Source organism: Streptomyces sp. RLA123, assembly GCF_056270165.1.
In genome coordinates this window covers 406,145-424,459 of record NZ_JBWDOR010000003.1, presented here as the reverse complement: position 1 = coordinate 424,459, position 18,315 = coordinate 406,145, and the positions used below count along the sequence as shown (strand labels likewise).

Here is an 18,315-nt window from a genome sequence, read left to right as displayed (position 1 = left end):
GCCACCCGGCGGACCGGGGCCTTCCGTGTTGTCGCTGCGGCGTACCTGAGGCGGCGATGGACTTCACACCCCATGAGCCGCAAGTCCCTTTTGTCGGGGTGAATCGGCATTTCGGCCGCGTGCGTCGCGCGGGAGAACTGAGAAATTCCTTGCGGTCGGATGGGCATCCTTTTGCCTTCTTCGGGAGTCTTAAGCGTGACGGCAGCGTCATGCCGTCAGTCCATTGGAGCATTTGAGGTATACGCTTTGAAAAACGGCATAAAGAACATGTCCCGCGTTTCCGCGGTGACGATCACCGCGGGAGCGGTGATATCCGCCGGAGCGCTCACCGCCCCGGCTCAGGCTGCGACTCTTCCGGTGCCCACGATCACCGCCAAGGGCGGCTTCGTGATGAACAACGGGACAGGCAAGACTCTCTATACGAAGTCCGCCGACACCCGTCGTTCCACCGGCTCGACGACGAAGATCATGACTGCGCGTGTTGTGCTCGCCCAGTCGCATCTGAATCTCGACGCCAAGGTCACGGTCCAGAAGGCGTACAGCGACTACATCGTCGCCAAGGGTGCCTCCTCGGCACACCTGATCGTCGGCGACAAGGTGACCGTCCGTCAGCTGCTGTACGGGCTGATGCTCCCGTCCGGCTGCGACGCGGCCTACGCCCTCGCCGACAAGTTCGGCACCGGCAGTTCGCGGGCGGCACGGGTCAAGTCGTTCATCGGCAAGATGAACTCGACGGCCAAGACCCTGGGTCTGAAGAACACCCACTTCGACTCGTTCGACGGCATCGGGAGCGGGGGGAACTACTCCACGCCGCGCGACCTGACCAAGCTCGCCAGCAGCGCGATGAAGTACTCGACCTTCCGTGCCGTCGTGAAGACGAAGTCGACCAAGCAGAAGGTGACCACGAAGAGTGGCGGCTACCGCTACATGACGTGGACCAACACCAACACGCTGCTGGGAAGCTACGCCGGAACCATCGGGGTCAAGACCGGGTCCGGCGCGGTTGCCAAGTACTGCCTGGTCTTCGCCGCGACCCGGAACGGCAAGACGGTCATCGGTACGGTTCTCGCTTCCTCTTCGGTGACCAACCGTACGGCGGACGCGACGAAGCTGATGAACTACGCCTTCAAGAAGTAGTCACGCCGGCATGACGTAGGGTCTGCCCACGACCGTTCGGTCGTGGGCAGGCCCTTCGCCGTTCACCGTCGGTCTTTCCTTCCGCAGTGCACCGCGGACCGGCCCCCCGGCAATGTGCATCCGGCGACGCACCGTGCTGTCCGACAGCTCCCCTTGTTCTTCCGGGCCATGTCGGATCGCCCTTTGCGACCGTCGGCCGGCTCCACCCGGAGTTGGACGGCGGATTACAGATGGTCCCCCGTGCCGGCCGGCTCCCGAGGACGCGGCCGTCTTTGATGTCCTGCTCCCAGGTCCGTCCGTTGTGGGAACGGTCATTGGGTATCAGTAGCACTCCGGCAGCCTGGTCAGGGTGCTCGACGGCGAGCTGGTCGTCGCCCGTGAGGTCACCGTTCGGCCCGAACGCCTGGGACGAATGGATCGTCTGACATCCCGACGCCACGCGCTCCTTGTCGACCGCGCAGGCGTCCACTGCGGGGCCGGTTCTCTCGTCGGCGCCGTCGAAGCGGTAGTGGAAGTGGACCCGGTCACCTTCTCGGCCAAGTGAATGCCGGCGTGAGTCGGCGTTCCCGTACTCGTGTTGCTACGGGCAGTTGCCCGCTCCCGAGATCGCTCGTCGCGGACGACTTCGGTGCGGGCCGGCACGAGAAGTGCCCGCAGTGGCGTGGTGGCCGAGATGTGCGGGCCGTGGACCTCGGTGACGGCGCTCTGGGCGGCAGGCGTGCCGCCGACCGCGCCGGGGTCGATCTCGGGCGGCCCGTGACGGGGCGTGACCTTCGCTGCCGAGCGGAGCTTGCCGGAGTGGGGGACGCCGGACGCACGAAGACGACTGCGGAGAGTCCATAATCGACTACAGTGAGTAGCGTGACGTGGTGGACAGGGCAGCGGATCTCCTCGCGCGGAGTGCTCCTGCTCCTGGGCATGCTCGTATTCACGAGCATGCACCTGGTCGCCTGCGCACACGGGCCGAACCGGGCGGGCGGGGACACCCTCACCTCCGCCCCCGTCGTCTCCGCGCTGTGCCAGCCCAGGAGCGCCCTCGCACCGCCGGATCAGGAGATCGCCCGCGGCGACGGGTCACCTGAGAGCCACCACGGGCTGTGCGGCGTCGCACTCGACCGGCTCCCCGACCCCCGTCCCCGCCTCGCCCACGCCCCCATGCCGTCGGGTGTCCCAGCGGCACCTTCCGGCGCGGTGCCCACGGTGCATGAACGGCCGACTCGGCCAGGGGTCGCTGCTCACCACTGTGAACCCGCCGGTTCAGGCACCGGCACATTGAACTTGCTCTGCGTCTCCCGGACCTGACAGGGACCCAGCCCGCCCCGCGCCGCCCCGCGCGACAGGTGCGGCTGAACGGACCCCGGATCCGCACGAGCAACGGCCCCGCCATGGCGACGGCCGCAGGAGAAACACGCATGAGCACACTTCCTCATCCCGGCGCACCCATGTCCCCGGCCGAACTTCCGGCCGGCACGGCACCGCCCCGCCGCACACCGGCCGGGCTGGTCGGCAACACTCCCGTCCTGTGGGTGGGATCACCCTTCGTCCCCGACGGCCGCGGCTTCTGGGCCAAACTCGAGGGCTTCAACCCGGGCGGGATCAAGGACCGCTCCGCCCTGTACATGATCGAGGCCGCCCGAGCACGCGGTGAACTCGTTCCCGGCGCCAGGATCGTGGAGTCCACCAGCGGCACGCTCGGCCTCGGGCTCGCCCTCGCGGGTGCCGTGCACGGGCACGCCGTCACCGTCGTCACCGACCCCGGCATGGAGCCGCCCATGGTCGCCCTGCTCACCGCCTACGGCGCGACCGTCGACGTCGTCACCGATCCGCACCCGGTCGGCGGCTGGCAGCAGGCCCGGCGCGACCGGGTCCGGGAGCTCCTCGCCACGGACCCCACCGCCTGGTGCCCGGACCAGTACCACAACCCCGACAACGTGGCCGCGTACGCCCCCCTCGCGCACGAGCTCGTCGCCCAGCTCGGCCGTATCGACGTCCTGGTGGCCAGTGTCGGCACCGGGGGACACTCCGCCGGCATCAGCGGCCCGCTCCGGCAGTTCTTCCCGCACTTGCGGCTGGTCGGCGTCGACACCACCGGCTCCACGATCTTCGGACAGCCACCCGCAACGCGGCTCATGCGCGGCCTGGGCAGCAGCATCCACCCGCGCAACGTCGACTATCCGGCCTTCGACGAAGTGCACTGGGTCGCCGCCGGAGAGGCGGTGTGGGCCTGCCGGCGCCTCGCCCGCACCCACTACGCCACCGGAGGCTGGAGCGTCGGCGCGGTCGCCCTGGTCTCCCGCTGGCTGGCCCGCACGCTGCCTGCCGAGACCCGGATCGTGACGATCTTCCCCGACGGCCCGCAGCGCTATCTCGGCACCGTCTTCGACGACACCTACTGCAAGCACCACGGACTGCTGCACCACGAACCGTCATGCGATCCGCAGGAGATCGCCCACCCGGCCGAGACCGTGGTCGACCGCTGGACCCGCTGCACCACCGTCCAGGACCCTTTGGCGCAGGCGCACCGCGGTGACCACGACGGCCCGTCCTTCGAGGCCGCCCAATGAAGGGGTTGTGGCGGCAGGTCCGCTCCTTCGACACTCCGGCCCGGCTGTTGATGGCCAACCAGTTCGCCATCAACCTCGGCTTCTACATGCTCATGCCCTACCTCGCCGACCACTTGGCAGGCGGTCTGGGCCTGGCCGCGTGGGCCGTCGGCCTGGTCCTCGGGGTGAGGAACTTCTCCCAGCAGGGCATGTTCGTCCTCGGCGGCACCATCGCCGACCGGTTCGGCTACAAGACCCCCATCGTCATCGGCTGCACCCTTCGGACCTTCGGCTTCGGGCTGCTGGGATTCGTCGATTCCCTGCCGGCGCTGATCGCCGCCTCGGCGGCCACCGGTTTCGCCGGCGCCCTGTTCAACCCGGCGGTCCGTGCCTACCTGGCCGTCGAGACCGGCGAGCGGCGCGTGGAGGGTTTCGCCCTGTTCAACGTGTTCTACCAGGCAGGAGTCCTGATCGGGCCGCTGGTCGGACTGGCCCTGCTCGCGCTGGACTTCCGCGCCGTGTGCCTGACCGCCGCAGCCGTCTTCGCGGTGCTGACGGTGCTGCAGTACCGGGCGCTGCCCGACCGCCGGCCAGAGCGCGCCGACGGCACGGGCGCGGCAATCGGTGTCCTCGGATCGTGGCGGGAGGTACTGGGCAACCGGCCGTTCATGCTGTTCTCGCTGGCCATGATCGGCTCGTACGTGCTGTCCTTCCAGGTCTACCTGGCGCTGCCCCTGCAGGCCCACAGACTGCTGGGCGCCGGGGGACAGGCCGTCACCAGCGGCCTGTTCATCGTCTCGGCCGTCGTCGCGGTCCTCGGCCAGCTCCGCATCACCGGCTGGGTCCGCGCCCGCTGGACCGGGCCCGAGGCCATCATCGGGGGAATCCTCCTGATGGGTCTGGCCTTCGCACCCCTGGCCATGAGCCCCACCCCGTCCGGTGGGGTCTTCAGCACGGTGATCGGGGTAGGCCTCCTGGTGATCGCCGTCGTGGTCCTGGCGGTGGGCACCGCGGTGGTCTACCCCTTCGAGATGGACACCATCGTCACCCTGTCCGGAGAGCGCCTCGTCGCCACCCACTACGGCTGGTACAACACCGTCTCCGGTCTCGGTATCACCCTGGGCAACCTCGCCACCGGGGCCGTCTGGGACGTCGCCGGCAACAGCCAGAAAGCGTGGCTCCCCTGGCTGACCCTGACAGCGACCGGCCTGCTGTGCGCCGCCTGCGTCCACCTGCTGTCCCGTGCCGGAGGACTCGCCCCCGTCAAACGCGAACCCGCCCTCGCCTGAGGGACCTTCCGCGCAGAGGGAACGGCCCTGGCATCCGGCCAGGGCCGTCGGGGCGAGGAAGGCCAGGTCGGCGTCGGCCCCAGGGAACCGGCCGGCCTCGCTCACGTCCAATGGGCATGCGAAGGAAATTTCTGGTAAGAGCCGCGGCCGTACTGCCGCTCATAGCGATAGCCGGCTGCGGAGATCCGCGGGCGAATGAACGTTCCTGTGCCGCGATGGGGGCGCTGTCGGGTGTCTCGGTCATGCTTGACCCTGTGCCCGGGACGCAATACCGGCTCTGCGCGGGCGCGACCTGCACGACGAGCAAGCCCGGGGCCCGGGACATACTGGTGCAGCTTCCTGACTCGGTAGGTGCCCGTCGGACGACTGTGCACCTCACTGGAAAGCGGACCGATGTGTCCAAGAACTCGAAGCTTTCGGTGGATGAGACCGCCCAGGTTACGTTGAAGAAGGCCCAGCCCAACGGGCCGCAGTGCACTCCCACAGTGTTCTGGGTTGCTCTTCGCTACGAGCCTGGCAAGGGGCTGGTCGAGTCCCGTTAGGGTTCCGCACCAGGTTCTCCCCCATGTCTTCGGCCCCACACGCTGCGGCCACACCCTCCCGAGACGGCCACCTCACCTCCGCTACGCCCAGCGAGGTCGGACGGGCGTTGCCGACTCCTCCCGTCAGCCACGAGATCGGGTGCCCCGGCAGAGGGCCAACCGTCGCCGGGCTTGCTCTTCCGAAAGGGTGGCCTTGAAGGTCTGCGCCGGGCGCCGTCGGCGCGCGTCAGTCCATGCCCGGGCACCGCGGCCGCGGCGCCCGAGTTCCAGGGCAGGGCCGGTCCGGCCATCACGCGTCGCGGTCGCGGTCCAGCCCTGCGCCGAGGCTGCGGGGGCTGGGAAGGCCGTCCTCCCGGACGGCGTCCGGCCAGTCCGGCGTGTGCTCGCCCCACTGGTCCGTCGGCACCGCGATGACCTGCGAGGATCAGGTCTTCAGCGGTTGAGATGTCGGGCAGGGTTCTGGGCCCGGCGGTGGCGGGATGTGTCCTGCCGCTGGGAAAGGAAGCGGACGGTGCCGGACAGGTGAAGGTGTGGAATTGAGGCTGGTGCACGAGCGGTCCCCGGTCCGGGAGGCTCGATTCGAGGCGTTGTTGGGTGTCGTGGCGGAGCCGTTGTACCGGTACTTGCGACGGCGTGCGGATGCCGGTGCGATCGATGACGTTTTCGCGGAGGCCATGCTGGTGCTGTGGCGCCGGCTGGAGGACGTGCCGGGGATCGGCGTGGAAGGGCCCCTTGATCCCGATGAGGTGCTGCCCTGGTGCTACGGCGTCGCGCGGGGCTGTCTGGCCAACGCCCGACGGGCGGAGCGGCGCCGGCTCCGGCTGGTGGAGCGGCTGACTCAGGCAGCCGAGCCACCGCCGGAGATGGAGGCGGAGCACCTGGAACTGCATCGAGCGCTGAGCATGCTGGGAGCGGTGGACCGCGAGGTCGTCCGGCTCTGGGCGTGGGAGGGACTGACGCCGAGCGGGATCGCGCAAGTGACCGGGCTGACCGCCAACGCGGCCAGCATCCGGTTGCACCGGGCCAAGAAGAAGATCGCCGCGCGGCTCGAACGAAAGAATCCCGAGCAGGCAGGACACAGGACGGATGAAGAAGGGAGCCGACGGTGAACGACGACGAACTGCTGGCCCGGATGAGGGCCATCGACCCGGCACGGGCATCCGCCGCTCCTTCCCCTGATCCCAAGCGTCTCCTGGAGGCCGCCATGACTGCCGACACCCGTGTTTCCCCGACCACGCCAAGCGCTGTGGGCGCATCCCGCCGCCGCTTCCTGCCCATCGCGGTGGGTGCGGCCCTGCTCGTGGTGGTCGGAGGCGTGACCTGGGGCGTGACCTCGCAGGGCACCTCGCCGTCGGCCGCGGCGCCCCCGTCCGCCCCCTCGCTGGCTCTGACCGTCCCGGACGCGCCTGCCGCGAAATGCGCCGCAGTCACCGTCGACCTCCTGCGCGGCATGCAGACCGCGTTCGAAGGCACGGCGACTTCAGTCAAGGGCGATCGGGTCGAACTCCGGGTGGACCACTGGTACAAGGGCGGCGGTCCCACCACCGTCCGGCTCGCCAACGACGCGAAGCTGGCCCCGCTTGTCAACGGAGCGGATTTCGCCGTCGGTCATCGCTACCTGGTCGCCGCGAACGACGGCCGCGTCAGCCTGTGCGGCTCCACCGCGGAAGCCACCAAGGAATTGCGGAGCCTCTACGAGGCGGCGTACACCGGCTGAGAACTCCGAACAGGGACTGGTCTGCGGGACGTGTGCACGAGGGGTCGGCACATGCGCACGGTCCGGCGGATTCGACATGACCGACCGCGGTCCGGTGGCGAGAACAGCGTGATCGTTCGGGTGGCGGGGCCGACAACCAAGGTGGTCCCGCGGGACGGCTGCCTTGACGTCGGCATCGTGGTGGGCAGCGAGTTCGCGAGGGGCCACCTCGCAGAGGTGTGCCTGCTGCCCGAGGATCTGGCCGATGGAGCAGAAGCGCTCGAACTGCTCGCCGACGGCAGGCCGGTCTGCTGGATGGACGACGGTCGAAACCCGGAGGTCCGGATCACGCCGAAGGGACCGTACATCTCCCGCGGCGAGGCCCTCCAGACGATCGAGGTGGTGGTGAGGGACACCGCGGTGTCCCTCACCTCGGTTTGCGTGCGGGTGCCTGCCCACCGACCGGGTCGATGTCCAGCGAAGGCACTAGCGGAACCCGTACATGGGGGCGAACGCGCTTGCCGGGATTCGGTGTTGGCCTCCGAGGCCGGAGCCGTCCACGGTGAACCGGCGGGCGGTCACCGGCTTCGGTGACCGCCCGGCCATGGGTGGGCCGCGGGGCCCGCGGCTCAGGCCTTCGGCTGCGTGAAGCGGATGCTGTTGCCGAAGGGGTCGCGCAGGCCGCAGTCGATCCCGTACGGGCGCTCGGTCGGCTCCTCGGTGAACTCCACCCCGAGGTCCCGGAGCGTCTCGTACGTCTTGCGGCAGTCGTCCGTGCTGAAGATCAGGTGACCGCCCACGGCGCCCTTGGTGACCAGTTCGCGGACCTGCTGCGCGGTCTCCTCGGACATCGCCGGCGGGCCCGGCTTCTCCAGCAGGATCTGGCGCTCCGGGTTGCCGGGGACGTTCACCGTGAGCCAGCGCATGAAGCCCAGGTCGACGTCCGCGTTCACCTCCAGGCCGAGCTTGCCGACGTAGAAGTCGAGGGCCTCGTCCTGGTCCAGGACGTAGATCTGCGAGTGCGTGATGGCGTTGAACATGTGCATCACGCTACTGGGCGGGCCCGACGAAAACTTATCCAAAACTGCTCGGCCTGCTCCGGCTGCGATCAGGCCCTCGGCCGCATCCATGCCTTCGTGAAGCACGTGGGCACGTCCATGGCCGTCGCCTGCTTGCGGTACGCCCGCGGTGACGTGCCCACGATGTCGCGGAAGGTGCGGCTGAAGGTTCCGGGGCTGCCGAAGCCGACCTCGAAGCAGATGTCCGTGACGCTGAGGTCGGTCTCCCGCAGCAGGAACATCGCCCGCTCCACACGACGGCGCTGCAGGTAGCGGTGCGGGGTCTCGCCGAAGGTTGCCCGGAAGGTGCGCGTGAAGTGCGCCTCCGAGACGTGGGCGATCCGCGCCAGCGCCGGCACGTCCAGCGACTGTGCGTAGGCGCGATCCATCGCGTCCCGTGCCCGGAGCATCCGGCGGTTGGTCTCTTCTGCGGCGCGGCTCACGCCGCTTATCAGACCACAGTGGTCCGCCGGGCCCCGGAAGGGGACGGCGTGCGGTGTGCGGGACGGCCGAACTCAGACCGGATTCACCAGGACCGGCACTGGTCCCGCGAGTCGGCCGGCTGGTCGAGCAGCGTCGTCAATGTATGGGACGGGCAGTCCGGCGAGCCGGGCTGGTCGTCCCGGCACGGGTCGGTCCCCCAGGGGCAGTACGGGGCCTCGGTCACCGTGACGGTCGCCTCGGCGTGGGAGGCGAAGCAGTTGGCGTTCCCGTTGTATGCGGCGGTGATCGTGTGGACGCCGGCGGTCTGGAACTTGGCCGTGTAGGTGGCCAGCCCGTTGGGCGCGACCGGCACCGTCTGCAGGATGTCCCCACCGTCGAAGAAGGTCATGCCGACGTCGTTGATGCCGCTGGGGTCGCCCGCGCAGACCACCGTCGCGGTCAACTGCACGGGAGCCCGGACGGCGGCGGTCACGGGTGACACCTGGAGCGTCGTCGTCGAGTCGACGGCCGCCGCCGCCGGCGAGGCGACACCCACGACCGCGGCTATCGCGGCGAAAGCTCCGGCCGTCCACGTCTTTCGTGTATTCCAGGATTTCATGAAACAGGCTCCTTGTTCGACTGTGAGCCGAATGTCACAGTTGGTCATGGAGCATCACGTTACGTGTGTCCTACAGGTCCCGCACTCGGAGCGAGCGACGCTCCGCCCCGGGACATTCGGTCTCCGCCTAGATGACGGGAGGCGCGACCCGTGTGTAGGTGAGTGAGTTGCTCGTGCCTCCGGGCGTGGTGACGCTGACGGAAACGGTGCCGGGGGGGACCCGCTGGTGCGACCGTGGCGACGGCGGTGTCGGACAGCACGGTGAACGCCGCGGATGTGGCGCCGAAGTGCACCGCGGTCGTCGTGGTCAGCCCCGTGCCGGTGAGGGTCACGCCGGATCCCGCGCCGGTCGGTCCCAGAGCGGGGGACAGGAGACTGAGGACCGGGGACCCCACGTAGCTGAAGAAGACGGAGTTGCTGGTGCCGCCCGATGTGGTGACGGTGACGGGGACGGTCCCCGTTCCGGCCGGGGCGACCGCGGTGATCTGCGTGGGGGAGTCAACGGTGTAGCCGGTGGCGGGCGTGCTGCCGAACCTGACCGCCGTGGCTCCGCTGAGGTCGGTGCCGGTGAGGGTGACCGTGGTGCCGCCGGCGGCCGGCCCCTGGTTCGGCGAGACGGAGACGAGGGCGGGAACGCCCAGGTAGAAGAAGAAGACGGAGTTGCTGGTGCCGCCGAATGTGGTGACGGTGACGGGGACGGCTCCCGTTCCGGCCGGGGCGACCGCGGTGATCTGGGTGGCCGAGTTGACCGTGTACGACGTCGCGGCCGTGCTGCCGAACCTGACCGCCGTGGCTCCGCTGAACCCCGATCCGGTGAGGGTGACCGTCGTGCCGCCGGCGGCCGGCCCCTGGCTCGGCGAGACGGAGACGAGGACCGGCTGCGCCGTATAGGTGTACGTCACCGAATTGCTGGTGCCGCCCGGCGTGGAGACGGTGATCGCGACGGCCCCGGTCCCGGCCGGAGCGACGGCGGTGATCTGGGTGGCCGAGTTGACTGTGTAGCCCAGCGCCGCAGTGGTGCCGAACCGGACGGCGGTGACCCCTGTGAAGCCGCTGCCGTTGAGGACGACGTTGTTGTTGCCCGCGGCGGGGCCGGCGTTCGGGGCTGCCGAGGTGAGGACGGGAGCGGCGGCGGCGACGGTCGGCTGTGCCGCCGCCGGGCTTGTCTTGTCTTTCACGGGATCTCCGTACGGTGTCGGATCGGCCCGGAGGCCTGTCGTTGTCCTGCTCCGGCCCGCACGGGCCGGGCGTTCCGGTCCCGTGCGGGTTGTCCGGGTCGGGGCCCGGGACGCGCGGATGGGGTCAGATGCCCGGACCCGCGACGTAGGTGAACGCGCCCGTCGCGATCGCACTGCCCCCGTCGGTGGTCACGGCGACGTCGACGGCACCGACGGTCCCCGGAGGAGCGATCGCGGAGACCACGTTGCCGTTGATCACCGAGAAGGACACCGGACTGCCGTCGAAGGTGACCGCGCTGGTGCTGGCCAGTGCCGTGCCGACCAGGGTCACCGCGATGCCGCCCGAGGTCGGACCCTGTGTCGGTGTGATGGTCGTCAGCGTGGGGGCGTCGAAGTAGGTGTACGAGAACCCGTTGTTGGTACCGCCGGCGGTGGTGACGCTGACGCTCACCGATCCGGCCGAACCGGCCGGTGCGACGACCGTGATCTGCCCGTCGGACACCACGGTCGGCACCGCGGTGTTGGCGCCGAAGGCGACGCTGCTCGCGGTGTACAGGCCCGTGCCGTTGATGGTGACCGTCTCCCCGCCCGACGTCGACCCGCCGGTCGGGCTGAGGCTCTGCTTGAACGGTGCCCCGATGTAGTAGAACGAGAGCGGGTTGCTCGTTCCGCCCGCGGTGGTGACGGTGACATTGACCGCCCCGTTGCCGGAGGGCGACACGACGGTGACGCTCGTAGGCGTGTTGCTGGTGATGGTCGCGAGCCGTGTTCCGAAGCGCACGGCAGTGGCGCCCGCGAGGTTGACGCCGGTGATGGTGACCACGGTGCCGCCACCGCTTGATCCTTGGTTCGGGCTGATGGGCATGAGGTGTTCCTCCTCGCTCGGAATGCGCTGCATTGCCGAGCAGCGATGAGGGCTTTCGGTCCGCACACGTACCTGGTGGTGCGAGCCCGCTCCCGAGGAGAACAGCCCGTCAGGTGTGAGTTGCCGCCTGATCAGGGGCTTGCCCACGTCCGTCTGCAAAGTCGAATGCCGCTGGTACGGACACTCGAAGTAACCCATAAGGGTGATTGAACGACAAGGCTCCAGCCCCGAAGTCTCACCTTTCAGGTGAGCGCCACGGCGTGAAAGGGGGTGCCGGGCCAGCGTATTTACGATTGTCTTTTCATATGCCAATCAATTGCGGTGGAAATGGGTCGGTGCCCGGCCGCGGGCGAGCCGCCCATCATGCGCGGCATGATCAGCGCCCGGCTGATGTACCGGCCATGGCACCCGTGATGGACGGGGTGTGCGGTACGGCGGTCGTGCGGTCAGGTAGCTGGACCGGACGGCAGAGGCACGTCAGGACTTCGACGCCATGCCCACCGACGGCCGGCAACTCGTCATGGCCGACCGCGCGGAACTGATCACCGCCTCGGACCCCTACTACCGCGGCATCGGTGCCGATGCCTTTCTGCCGCACTGGACCACCGTTCGCCCCCCGGCGTCCACCAGCCCCCGCATCGCCGGTCTGGCCGGCGGCCGCGGATGGCTCATCCACACCTTGATCCGCCGCCACGCCGAACCCCGGATCATGGTCACCGACGCCTTCTGGGCCTGACCGGCCAGGGGCTGACACCACCGTGCAGTCCGGTCTCGCCGGCTTGCCGTCCGCCTCCTCGACCGTGCCTGGCCCGGGCGACGTTGCCGCGACAGCGGACGCCGTCAGGCGGCCCCCGCGGTGGCCGGGGTCCAGGCCGCGCCGCCCGGTCAGGTCAGCTCATCGGGTACGGGAACGCCGAGGTGGGCGAGAAGCGCGCCGACCTTGCGGTCCAGTTCGCGCCCCACCTCCGTGATCTCCGGCCGGTCGAGCGCGCTCACCGTGTCGCTGGGGCGGTCGATCGCGAACACCGCCTCGCCCGCGGGGGATTCGTGGATCGTGATGCGCAGCGGCGCGTACATCAGGGCCCCGGCATCGTGCCGGAACATGCGCTCGGCGATGGTGTGATTGCCCATCAGGTACTCGGTGCAGCGGGCGTGATCACCGGCCACGCCGAACAGCGGCTGGGCGTCGAACTTCCAGTAGATCATGAACTCCAGTGGAGCGTTCTCGTCCGCGAGTTCGCACACGGCGCTCCACGGAGCCTGCCCGGCGACCAGGTCGAAGGTGCGCTGGTAGTCGAGCGGTGGGACGGCTTGCTCGAACTCGGCACGGAAATTCTCGTAGTCCGACCCGACCGGGATCTCCAGTCGCGTGACGGAACGGGGGAGTGCGCGGACCGTGGGATGCGGCGTCGTGGTGTTGTGGACCATGACCTGCTCCTTCTGGCTTGTCTTGCAGGAGCCAGTTTAGAGCGCATAGCAGCCCTTAGCGACAAACATCAGCATTTCGGGCATCGTGAAGGTGGTGCACGAGCCTGCCCGTCAGGAGGTTGTCGGACTCGACCCAGTACGAGAACTCCGGGAGGTTGGTCTTCGCGAGGAGGATCGCTCCGGCCTGCTTGATGCGCGCGACAGCGGTGGCGTCCGTGTCCGGGACGCGCCCCGCGAAGATCGGCGAACCGCGCTGGGTGAGCACTCCGGCGGTGTCGAACGAGTCCTTGACCGTGAAGGGCACGCCGTGAAGCGGCCCCACTTCCCTGCCCGCCGCGAGCTCCTCGTCCGCCGCCCTCGCGGCCTCCAGTGCACCGTCGGCGAGCGTGACGATGGCGTTGATCCTCGGATTCGTGGCCTCGATGCGGTCGAGGTGCGCCTGCACCACCTCGACGGAAGACACCTTCCCGGCACCGATGAGCTCGGCGAGTTCACTCGCGTCAGCCTGGATGAGATCGGTGGTCATGACGGATCCTGTCCTGGACCGGTCTGCTCCGTTCGGACCAGTCCCATATTTCCAGGTCGGCCGGCTGCGGACCACCGCCCGCAGTCCCGTCGTCTCAGATGGTGCGGATTGCGCTGGACGTGTCCGCCGCAAAAGGGTCGCAAAAGGGGGAGTGTGTGATGCGGGCTTGGTCCGGTGGTGTCGGGTCCCGCCCGTGAGGCGGCGGGCCCCGGGGTCGGTCATGGCTTCGTGGTGCCAGAGAGGATTTCGCCGTCGCGTGCCGGGCGGCGGTGGCGCATGAGCCATCGGTAGGTCTGCGTGGGCGACGATCCGATCACGTGCGTGGGCATATCGCTCACCCGCCCGCGGGTGAACCCCCGGCTCGCCCGCCGGTCCAGTGATCACGCAGCGCACCGACCGCGAGACCGCGTTCGTGACAGGTGTCGAGGATGCGGGGCAAGGCGCCGAGGGCGGAACGCCAGGCGCCGGGCGCGGAGGTGCAGTCGGAGTCATGGAGCAGGATCGTTCCGCCACCGCGAAGATCGGCGGTGACCGTGTGGTGGACGGATTGCGGGGTGGCGCGCGCCCGCCAGTCCTCGCCCCAGCAGGTCCACAGTACCGGGATGAGACCCAGGCGGCGCGCGGCAAGGTGTGCGGCGGTGGTCATGACCCCGTACGGAGGACGGAACAGCCGGGGCTGCCGGCCGGTGAGGTCGGCGACCAGGTCGCGAGCACGGGCCAGATCGTCGTAGGTGGCCCGGGGGCCGCGCAGCAGCAGCGGGCGGTGCTGCCAGCCGTGGATGCCGACCTCGTGTCCGCTCAGGGCGATGTCGCGGACCAGGCCGGGGGAGCGGCGTGCCTGCGTGCCCAGGAGGAAGAAGGTGGCCTTGACCTGGCGGGCGGCGAGCAGACGCAGAAAGAACGGCGTGGACAGCGGGTCGGGGCCGTCGTCGAAGGTGAGGGCCACGTGGTTGCTGCGGCCCTGCCCGGACAGGCGGGGCATGACGCGATTGCGCAGCGGCCCGAAGGTGGAGACGACGGGCACCGCATGGGCGGCCGCGAGAGCGGGCAGCGCCACGAGAGCGGTGGCGCGCAGGAGTCGGGAGGCAGTCACGGCTGGGTTCCCTCGGGCGTCGGGGCGGGTGTGAAGTCGTCGGGGTCGAGTCGGTGGTCGACGGCACGCAGCAGCCCGGGATAGTCGTGGGCTGTGGCGGCCATGCCCAGGCCGACGCCTCCTGCCCACAGCGCGCACGCCACGACGACGGTGGCGGCGAGCCGCTGCATGGCCGGCCGCGGACGGGTCGGCCGAGGGGTACGGCGGAGCGGCCGCGCGGTGCGGGCGTCAACCGATCTCATAGCCGTCGTACGGGCGGGCGCCGTGGCGCTGGCGCTGTCGCCGGCCCGCAGGACCGCGGCCGCAGGGCCGGACTCCGTCCCGGCGGCGAACAAGGCGAGTCCTGCGGCGCGTTGCCGCAGCCCTCGAGGGCCGTGGATGAGCTCGGCGAGGTCAGGGGCGAGATCGTCGGGACGGCGTATCCAGGCGGCCAGCCCGGCCTCGTGCAAAGCGGCCGCGTTCGTCAGGCCATGGCCGGGTATGCAGCGGTAGCTTGCGACAGGCAGCCCGCTGGCGAACGCCTCCAGCGAGGTCAGCCCACCCGCGTTCTGCACCAGGACGTCCGCGGCGTGCATGAGCGCCGGCATGTCGTCCGTCCACCCGAAGACATGCCCGGCACCGTCCGCCCGAAGCTGTTCTGCCAGCGCATTGTTGCGGCCGCAGACGACAACCGGGATCGCGGCACCGCTTGCGTGGATCTCCGAGGCGACCTTCCGCACCGGCCCGACACCCCAGGAACCCGCGACCAGCAACGCCAGCGGAGCGTGCTTCGGCAACCCCAGCCGGGCACGCGCTTCTTGCCGCTCCAGCGCGCCGCCAGGAACGAACCGCGGATCGGTCACCGGTCCGCACACCCGCACGTCGGATGCGCCCAGAGCCCGCGCCTGGCCGGCGGGAACGGCGTGTGCGGCCAGATGTGTGTCCACGCCCGGCGCCACCCAGAGAGGATGTACGGAGAAGTCCGTCAGGTACGTGAAGACGGGCGCGGTCAGCCGGCCGTCGAGACGCAGGGCGCCGAGGATGCGACTCGCACCCGGGTAAGTGGACACGACCACGCGCGTGTCGGCAGGCAACGCCCGCAGCACCGGCCGCTCAGCGGCACGAAGCAGAGCACGGGCCGGGGCGCCGGCGCCGCCCGCATCCTCGGTGCTGCGGTAGATCCGCTGGTAAGCCCAGGGCGCATGGACCAGAAGCTTGTGGTAGCCGTCGCTGAGCACCCGGCCGAACCGCCCCGGCAGCAGGTCGAGCAGGTCGAGCCGGTCCACAGCGGCGCCGCTGAGAGCAAGGCGCCGGGCCAACTCGGCGGCAGCGCCGTCATGACCTGCTCCCATGCTGGCGGAGATGATCGCGACCCTGCCCCGCGGCGGCCATCCCGGTCCGGGAACGGCGTCCGCCGTGCTCGGGCCGACCGTTTCACCGACGTGCGACATGGGCTTTCCTCCGTGCGCTGGTGGGAGCGGCGAAACTCTACAACATGTAGTAGTTCAAGCCGGCCTCCGCGGCGACTTCGCCCTCTACGGGCGGTAGTGGCTCCGGCGGTAGCCTGAGGAGCCGAGCCGAGAAAGGGGCCAGCACATTGCCCGAAGACAGGCGCGACGACACCGCCGCGACACCCCGTCGCGCACGAGGAGAGCTCGAGCGTGACGTTCTTGCCGCGCTCTGGGCGGCCGACGGGCCCATGACGGCAGGTCAGGTACAGGAACGACTGCCGGGGGACCTGGCCTACACCACCGTCCTGACCATCCTCGTCCGGCTGCACAGCAAGGGCATGCTGCTCCGCCATCGCCAAGGGCGCGGCTACCTCTACGAAGCCACCCGCGACGAGGCGTCCCACACCGCACAGCGCATGCGCACCCTGCTCGACGCGGGATCGGACCGGGAGGCCGTCCTGGCCCGCTTCGTCTCGGATCTGTCGCAAGAAGACGAGCAGATGCTGCAGCGGCTTCTGGGCGCCAACGAGGTGCACGACGGATCGAGCGGCGGGACTGCGTCACGTCGCCCTCGAACGGGCCGGTGATCCCGGGCGGATCGGCGTTGTCCCGCGGGCCCGCCGGTCAAGGGGTAGCCGACGTCGAGGGCTTCTCTCATCGGGGTGCGCCCTTCGTCGGCAGAACCACGAAAACAGCTTCCACCTACAAGACGTAGTAGTTGGCAGTGAGGTTCCCTTCGCGCGTCACCTCGCGGTGCCAGGGAAACGTTCGCGCGCCGCGGTGTCCCGCACGGATCCGGCATCGGCGTCCATCTCTGGATGGTCGAACGGACCGCCTGGCTCCACGGGTTCCGCCGCCTGTGCGTCCGATGGGAACGACGCGACGACATCCACGCCCTTGGAGTTGGCGGAGCGCCGGTGGCACGGGCCTCCGGCCCAGGACGGCCGCCGCCTGGACGCGCACCGGAACCCGGAACCGCCCGGCTCGGCGTTCCCGGCCGGACCGGCGATCAGACCCTGGACGTCCTGCTCGACAACGCCCACCGGCACGGACGCGGCACGGTGCGCGTGACCGTGCGGGAACCCGGGGGAGTGGTCGCTTTGGACGTGGAGGACGAAGGGACGCTCACGCTCGATGCGCGCGCTGCCACCGCGGACGGCCCGCTCACGCCGACCCGGGTCCACCCGACGACCTGCACCCGGCTCCTGCCCCACCACGGGGAACCTCCCCGGCCCCCGCATCCCGGACGCTCCGGCGTGCCCTGCCGTCGCCTGGCCATGGTCCGGCCTACGCTACAGCTCGTCGTCTACAGGACTGTAGGCATACGTGGGTAGGGCGCCGCCAACCGGTCCCGCCAGTCCGGCAAGGTCACCAGCCATGCACCGTTCCGCCTGAAGCAACGGACCTCGTGTCCGCAGGCCCCGCGCCGCTCGGGGGCGCGTCGCACGCGGAGCCCTGCCCCATGGCGAACTGAACCGATCGCGGGATGCGTACCCGCGTACAGGAGGGCAGCGCGGACGGCGAGCACCCCACCCCCTCCGGCCCCTCCGGGACAGGCGTTCGCGCACCCGCGGCCGCACCCCAGGAGGGACAGCGATGGAGAAACCCCAGACCGTTGACCAACCCCCAGCCCGCATCGGCGAGACCGCGGGACCATACGCGCTCAAGAAACTGCCGCACGTCTCCGTGGCCTTCTGGATCATGAAGATCGCGGCGACGACCCTCGGCGAGACGGCAGGAGACCTCTTCGCCCAGACCCTGAAGATCGGCTACTTCCTCGCCACCGTCGCCCTGTTCGTGATCTTCCTGGTCACCCTGGCCGTGCAACTCCGGTCGCGGCGCTACAACCCCTTCGTCTACTGGACGGTCATTCTCTCGACCAGCACGGCCGGCACCACGATGTCCGACTTCATGAACCGTGACGCCAGCGCCGAGTACCTCTCATCCGGCACCACGGCACTGGGCTGGGGACCTCAGGGGCTGGGGCTGGGATACCCCGCCGGCGCATGCATCCTCGTCTCGCTGCTGATCGCGGTCTTCGCTGTCTGGCGTCTGACCCGGCTGCCGTTCGCCCTCCAGGACATCCGCACCTTCCGCGCGGAGGCACTGTTCTGGACGGCGATCCTCGTGTCCAACACTCTGGGCACCTCGATGGGTGACTTCCTGTCCGACAGCTCCGGACTCGGCTACGCCGGAGGCGCGCTGCTCATCACAGGCCTGCTCGCGTGCCTGCTGACCCTGATGTACGCGCCGGCCGTGCCGAACGTCCTGCTGTTCTGGATCGCGTTCGTCCTCACCCGCCCCCTGGGTGCGACCGCGGGGGACCTCCTGACCAAGCCCACCGCCAAGGGCGGCCTCGACCTCGGCACCGTGGGTTCCTCAGCGGTGCTCCTCGCGATGCTGCTCGGGCTGATGGGCTACGCGTATCTTCGCGAGCGTCGAGGCGCCGCGACCTCGAGCGGGCGGCCTGCTCGGACTGTGTAGCCTT

Annotated in this window: 19 protein-coding genes and 1 pseudogene; 11 read left to right on the top strand and 9 right to left on the bottom strand. The window is 69.7% G+C overall.

Annotated elements, in window-relative coordinates:
• The first annotated feature begins 267 nt into the window (after positions 1-267).
• From RV983_RS01930 to RV983_RS01900, 7 genes are all read left to right on the top strand, one after another.
• Complete coding sequence (locus RV983_RS01930) at positions 268-1,137, top strand: D-alanyl-D-alanine carboxypeptidase family protein (RefSeq protein ID WP_475983993.1); 870 nt, start codon at positions 268-270, stop codon at positions 1,135-1,137.
• A gap of 349 nt (positions 1,138-1,486) precedes the next feature.
• On the top strand, positions 1,487-1,681 hold the full coding sequence (locus RV983_RS01925; RefSeq protein WP_475983992.1) for a hypothetical protein: 195 nt from the start codon (positions 1,487-1,489) through the stop codon (positions 1,679-1,681).
• An 868-nt stretch (positions 1,682-2,549) separates the two neighbouring features.
• On the top strand, positions 2,550-3,701 hold the full coding sequence (locus RV983_RS01920; RefSeq protein WP_475983991.1) for a PLP-dependent cysteine synthase family protein: 1,152 nt from the start codon (positions 2,550-2,552) through the stop codon (positions 3,699-3,701).
• Complete coding sequence (locus tag RV983_RS01915; RefSeq protein WP_475983990.1) at positions 3,698-4,969, top strand: MDR family MFS transporter; 1,272 nt, start codon at positions 3,698-3,700, stop codon at positions 4,967-4,969. Before RV983_RS01920 ends, RV983_RS01915 begins: the two co-directional genes overlap by 4 nt.
• Before the next feature lie 1,072 nt (positions 4,970-6,041).
• Positions 6,042-6,620 (top strand): RNA polymerase sigma factor, encoded by a 579-nt coding sequence (locus tag RV983_RS01910; RefSeq protein WP_475983989.1) that lies wholly within the window; start codon positions 6,042-6,044, stop codon positions 6,618-6,620.
• A complete protein-coding gene (locus tag RV983_RS01905) occupies positions 6,617-7,228 on the top strand; it encodes a hypothetical protein (RefSeq protein ID WP_475983988.1) in 612 nt (203 codons plus the stop codon). Before RV983_RS01910 ends, RV983_RS01905 begins: the two co-directional genes overlap by 4 nt.
• 51 nt (positions 7,229-7,279) lie before the next feature.
• The gene (locus RV983_RS01900; RefSeq protein WP_475983987.1) at positions 7,280-7,801 is read left to right on the top strand and encodes a DUF5959 family protein; all 522 of its coding nucleotides are present in this window, start codon (positions 7,280-7,282) and stop codon (positions 7,799-7,801) included.
• Positions 7,802-7,836: 35 nt separating this feature from the next.
• On the opposite strand, the gene RV983_RS01895 is transcribed toward RV983_RS01900, so the two are convergent.
• From RV983_RS01895 to RV983_RS01875, 5 genes are all read right to left on the bottom strand, one after another.
• A complete protein-coding gene (locus RV983_RS01895; RefSeq protein ID WP_475983986.1) occupies positions 7,837-8,247 on the bottom strand; it encodes a VOC family protein in 411 nt (136 codons plus the stop codon).
• Between the two features lie 68 nt (positions 8,248-8,315).
• Entirely contained in the window at positions 8,316-8,708 is a 393-nt protein-coding gene (locus tag RV983_RS01890) for a helix-turn-helix domain-containing protein (RefSeq protein WP_475983985.1), read from the bottom strand.
• A gap of 83 nt (positions 8,709-8,791) precedes the next feature.
• Positions 8,792-9,307 (bottom strand): Ig-like domain-containing protein, encoded by a 516-nt coding sequence (locus RV983_RS01885; RefSeq protein ID WP_475983984.1) that lies wholly within the window; start codon positions 9,305-9,307, stop codon positions 8,792-8,794.
• Between the two features lie 59 nt (positions 9,308-9,366).
• Positions 9,367-10,485: an IPT/TIG domain-containing protein gene (locus RV983_RS01880; RefSeq protein WP_475983983.1), complete on the bottom strand. Its 1,119-nt coding sequence runs from the start codon at positions 10,483-10,485 to the stop codon at positions 9,367-9,369.
• A gap of 124 nt (positions 10,486-10,609) precedes the next feature.
• Entirely contained in the window at positions 10,610-11,350 is a 741-nt protein-coding gene (locus RV983_RS01875) for an IPT/TIG domain-containing protein (protein WP_475983982.1), read from the bottom strand.
• A 493-nt stretch (positions 11,351-11,843) separates the two neighbouring features.
• Here RV983_RS01875 and RV983_RS01870 point away from each other — a divergent pair, with 493 nt between their 5' ends.
• Positions 11,844-12,086 carry a hypothetical protein gene (locus RV983_RS01870; protein WP_475983981.1) on the top strand — a complete coding sequence of 81 codons (243 nt, stop codon included), beginning with the start codon at positions 11,844-11,846 and terminating at the stop codon, positions 12,084-12,086.
• 149 nt (positions 12,087-12,235) lie between these two features.
• On the opposite strand, the gene RV983_RS01865 is transcribed toward RV983_RS01870, so the two are convergent.
• The 4 genes from RV983_RS01865 to RV983_RS01850 form a co-directional block, all read right to left on the bottom strand.
• Positions 12,236-12,778 carry a hypothetical protein gene (locus RV983_RS01865; protein ID WP_475983980.1) on the bottom strand — a complete coding sequence of 181 codons (543 nt, stop codon included), beginning with the start codon at positions 12,776-12,778 and terminating at the stop codon, positions 12,236-12,238.
• Positions 12,779-12,833: 55 nt separating this feature from the next.
• Positions 12,834-13,304, bottom strand: coding sequence for an amidase family protein (locus RV983_RS01860; RefSeq protein WP_475983979.1), 471 nt, complete (start codon positions 13,302-13,304; stop codon positions 12,834-12,836).
• Positions 13,305-13,638: 334 nt separating this feature from the next.
• Complete coding sequence (locus RV983_RS01855; RefSeq protein WP_475983978.1) at positions 13,639-14,397, bottom strand: polysaccharide deacetylase family protein; 759 nt, start codon at positions 14,395-14,397, stop codon at positions 13,639-13,641.
• Positions 14,394-15,728, bottom strand: a complete 1,335-nt coding sequence (locus RV983_RS01850) for an MGDG synthase family glycosyltransferase (protein WP_475983977.1) — start codon at positions 15,726-15,728, stop codon at positions 14,394-14,396. Before RV983_RS01850 ends, RV983_RS01855 begins: the two co-directional genes overlap by 4 nt.
• Positions 15,729-15,973: 245 nt before the next feature.
• On the opposite strand from RV983_RS01850, the gene RV983_RS01845 reads away from it, so the two are divergent.
• The 3 genes and pseudogenes from RV983_RS01845 to RV983_RS01835 all read left to right on the top strand — a co-directional run bounded on the left by RV983_RS01845 (position 15,974) and on the right by RV983_RS01835 (position 18,311).
• Entirely contained in the window at positions 15,974-16,414 is a 441-nt protein-coding gene (locus tag RV983_RS01845; protein ID WP_475983976.1) for a BlaI/MecI/CopY family transcriptional regulator, read from the top strand.
• Between the two features lie 189 nt (positions 16,415-16,603).
• Positions 16,604-16,720 (top strand): annotated as a pseudogene (locus tag RV983_RS01840) (IS5/IS1182 family transposase); the annotation flags it as partial.
• A gap of 703 nt (positions 16,721-17,423) precedes the next feature.
• Positions 17,424-18,311 carry a COG4705 family protein gene (locus RV983_RS01835; protein WP_475983975.1) on the top strand — a complete coding sequence of 296 codons (888 nt, stop codon included), beginning with the start codon at positions 17,424-17,426 and terminating at the stop codon, positions 18,309-18,311.
• Positions 18,312-18,315: the final 4 nt, after the last annotated feature.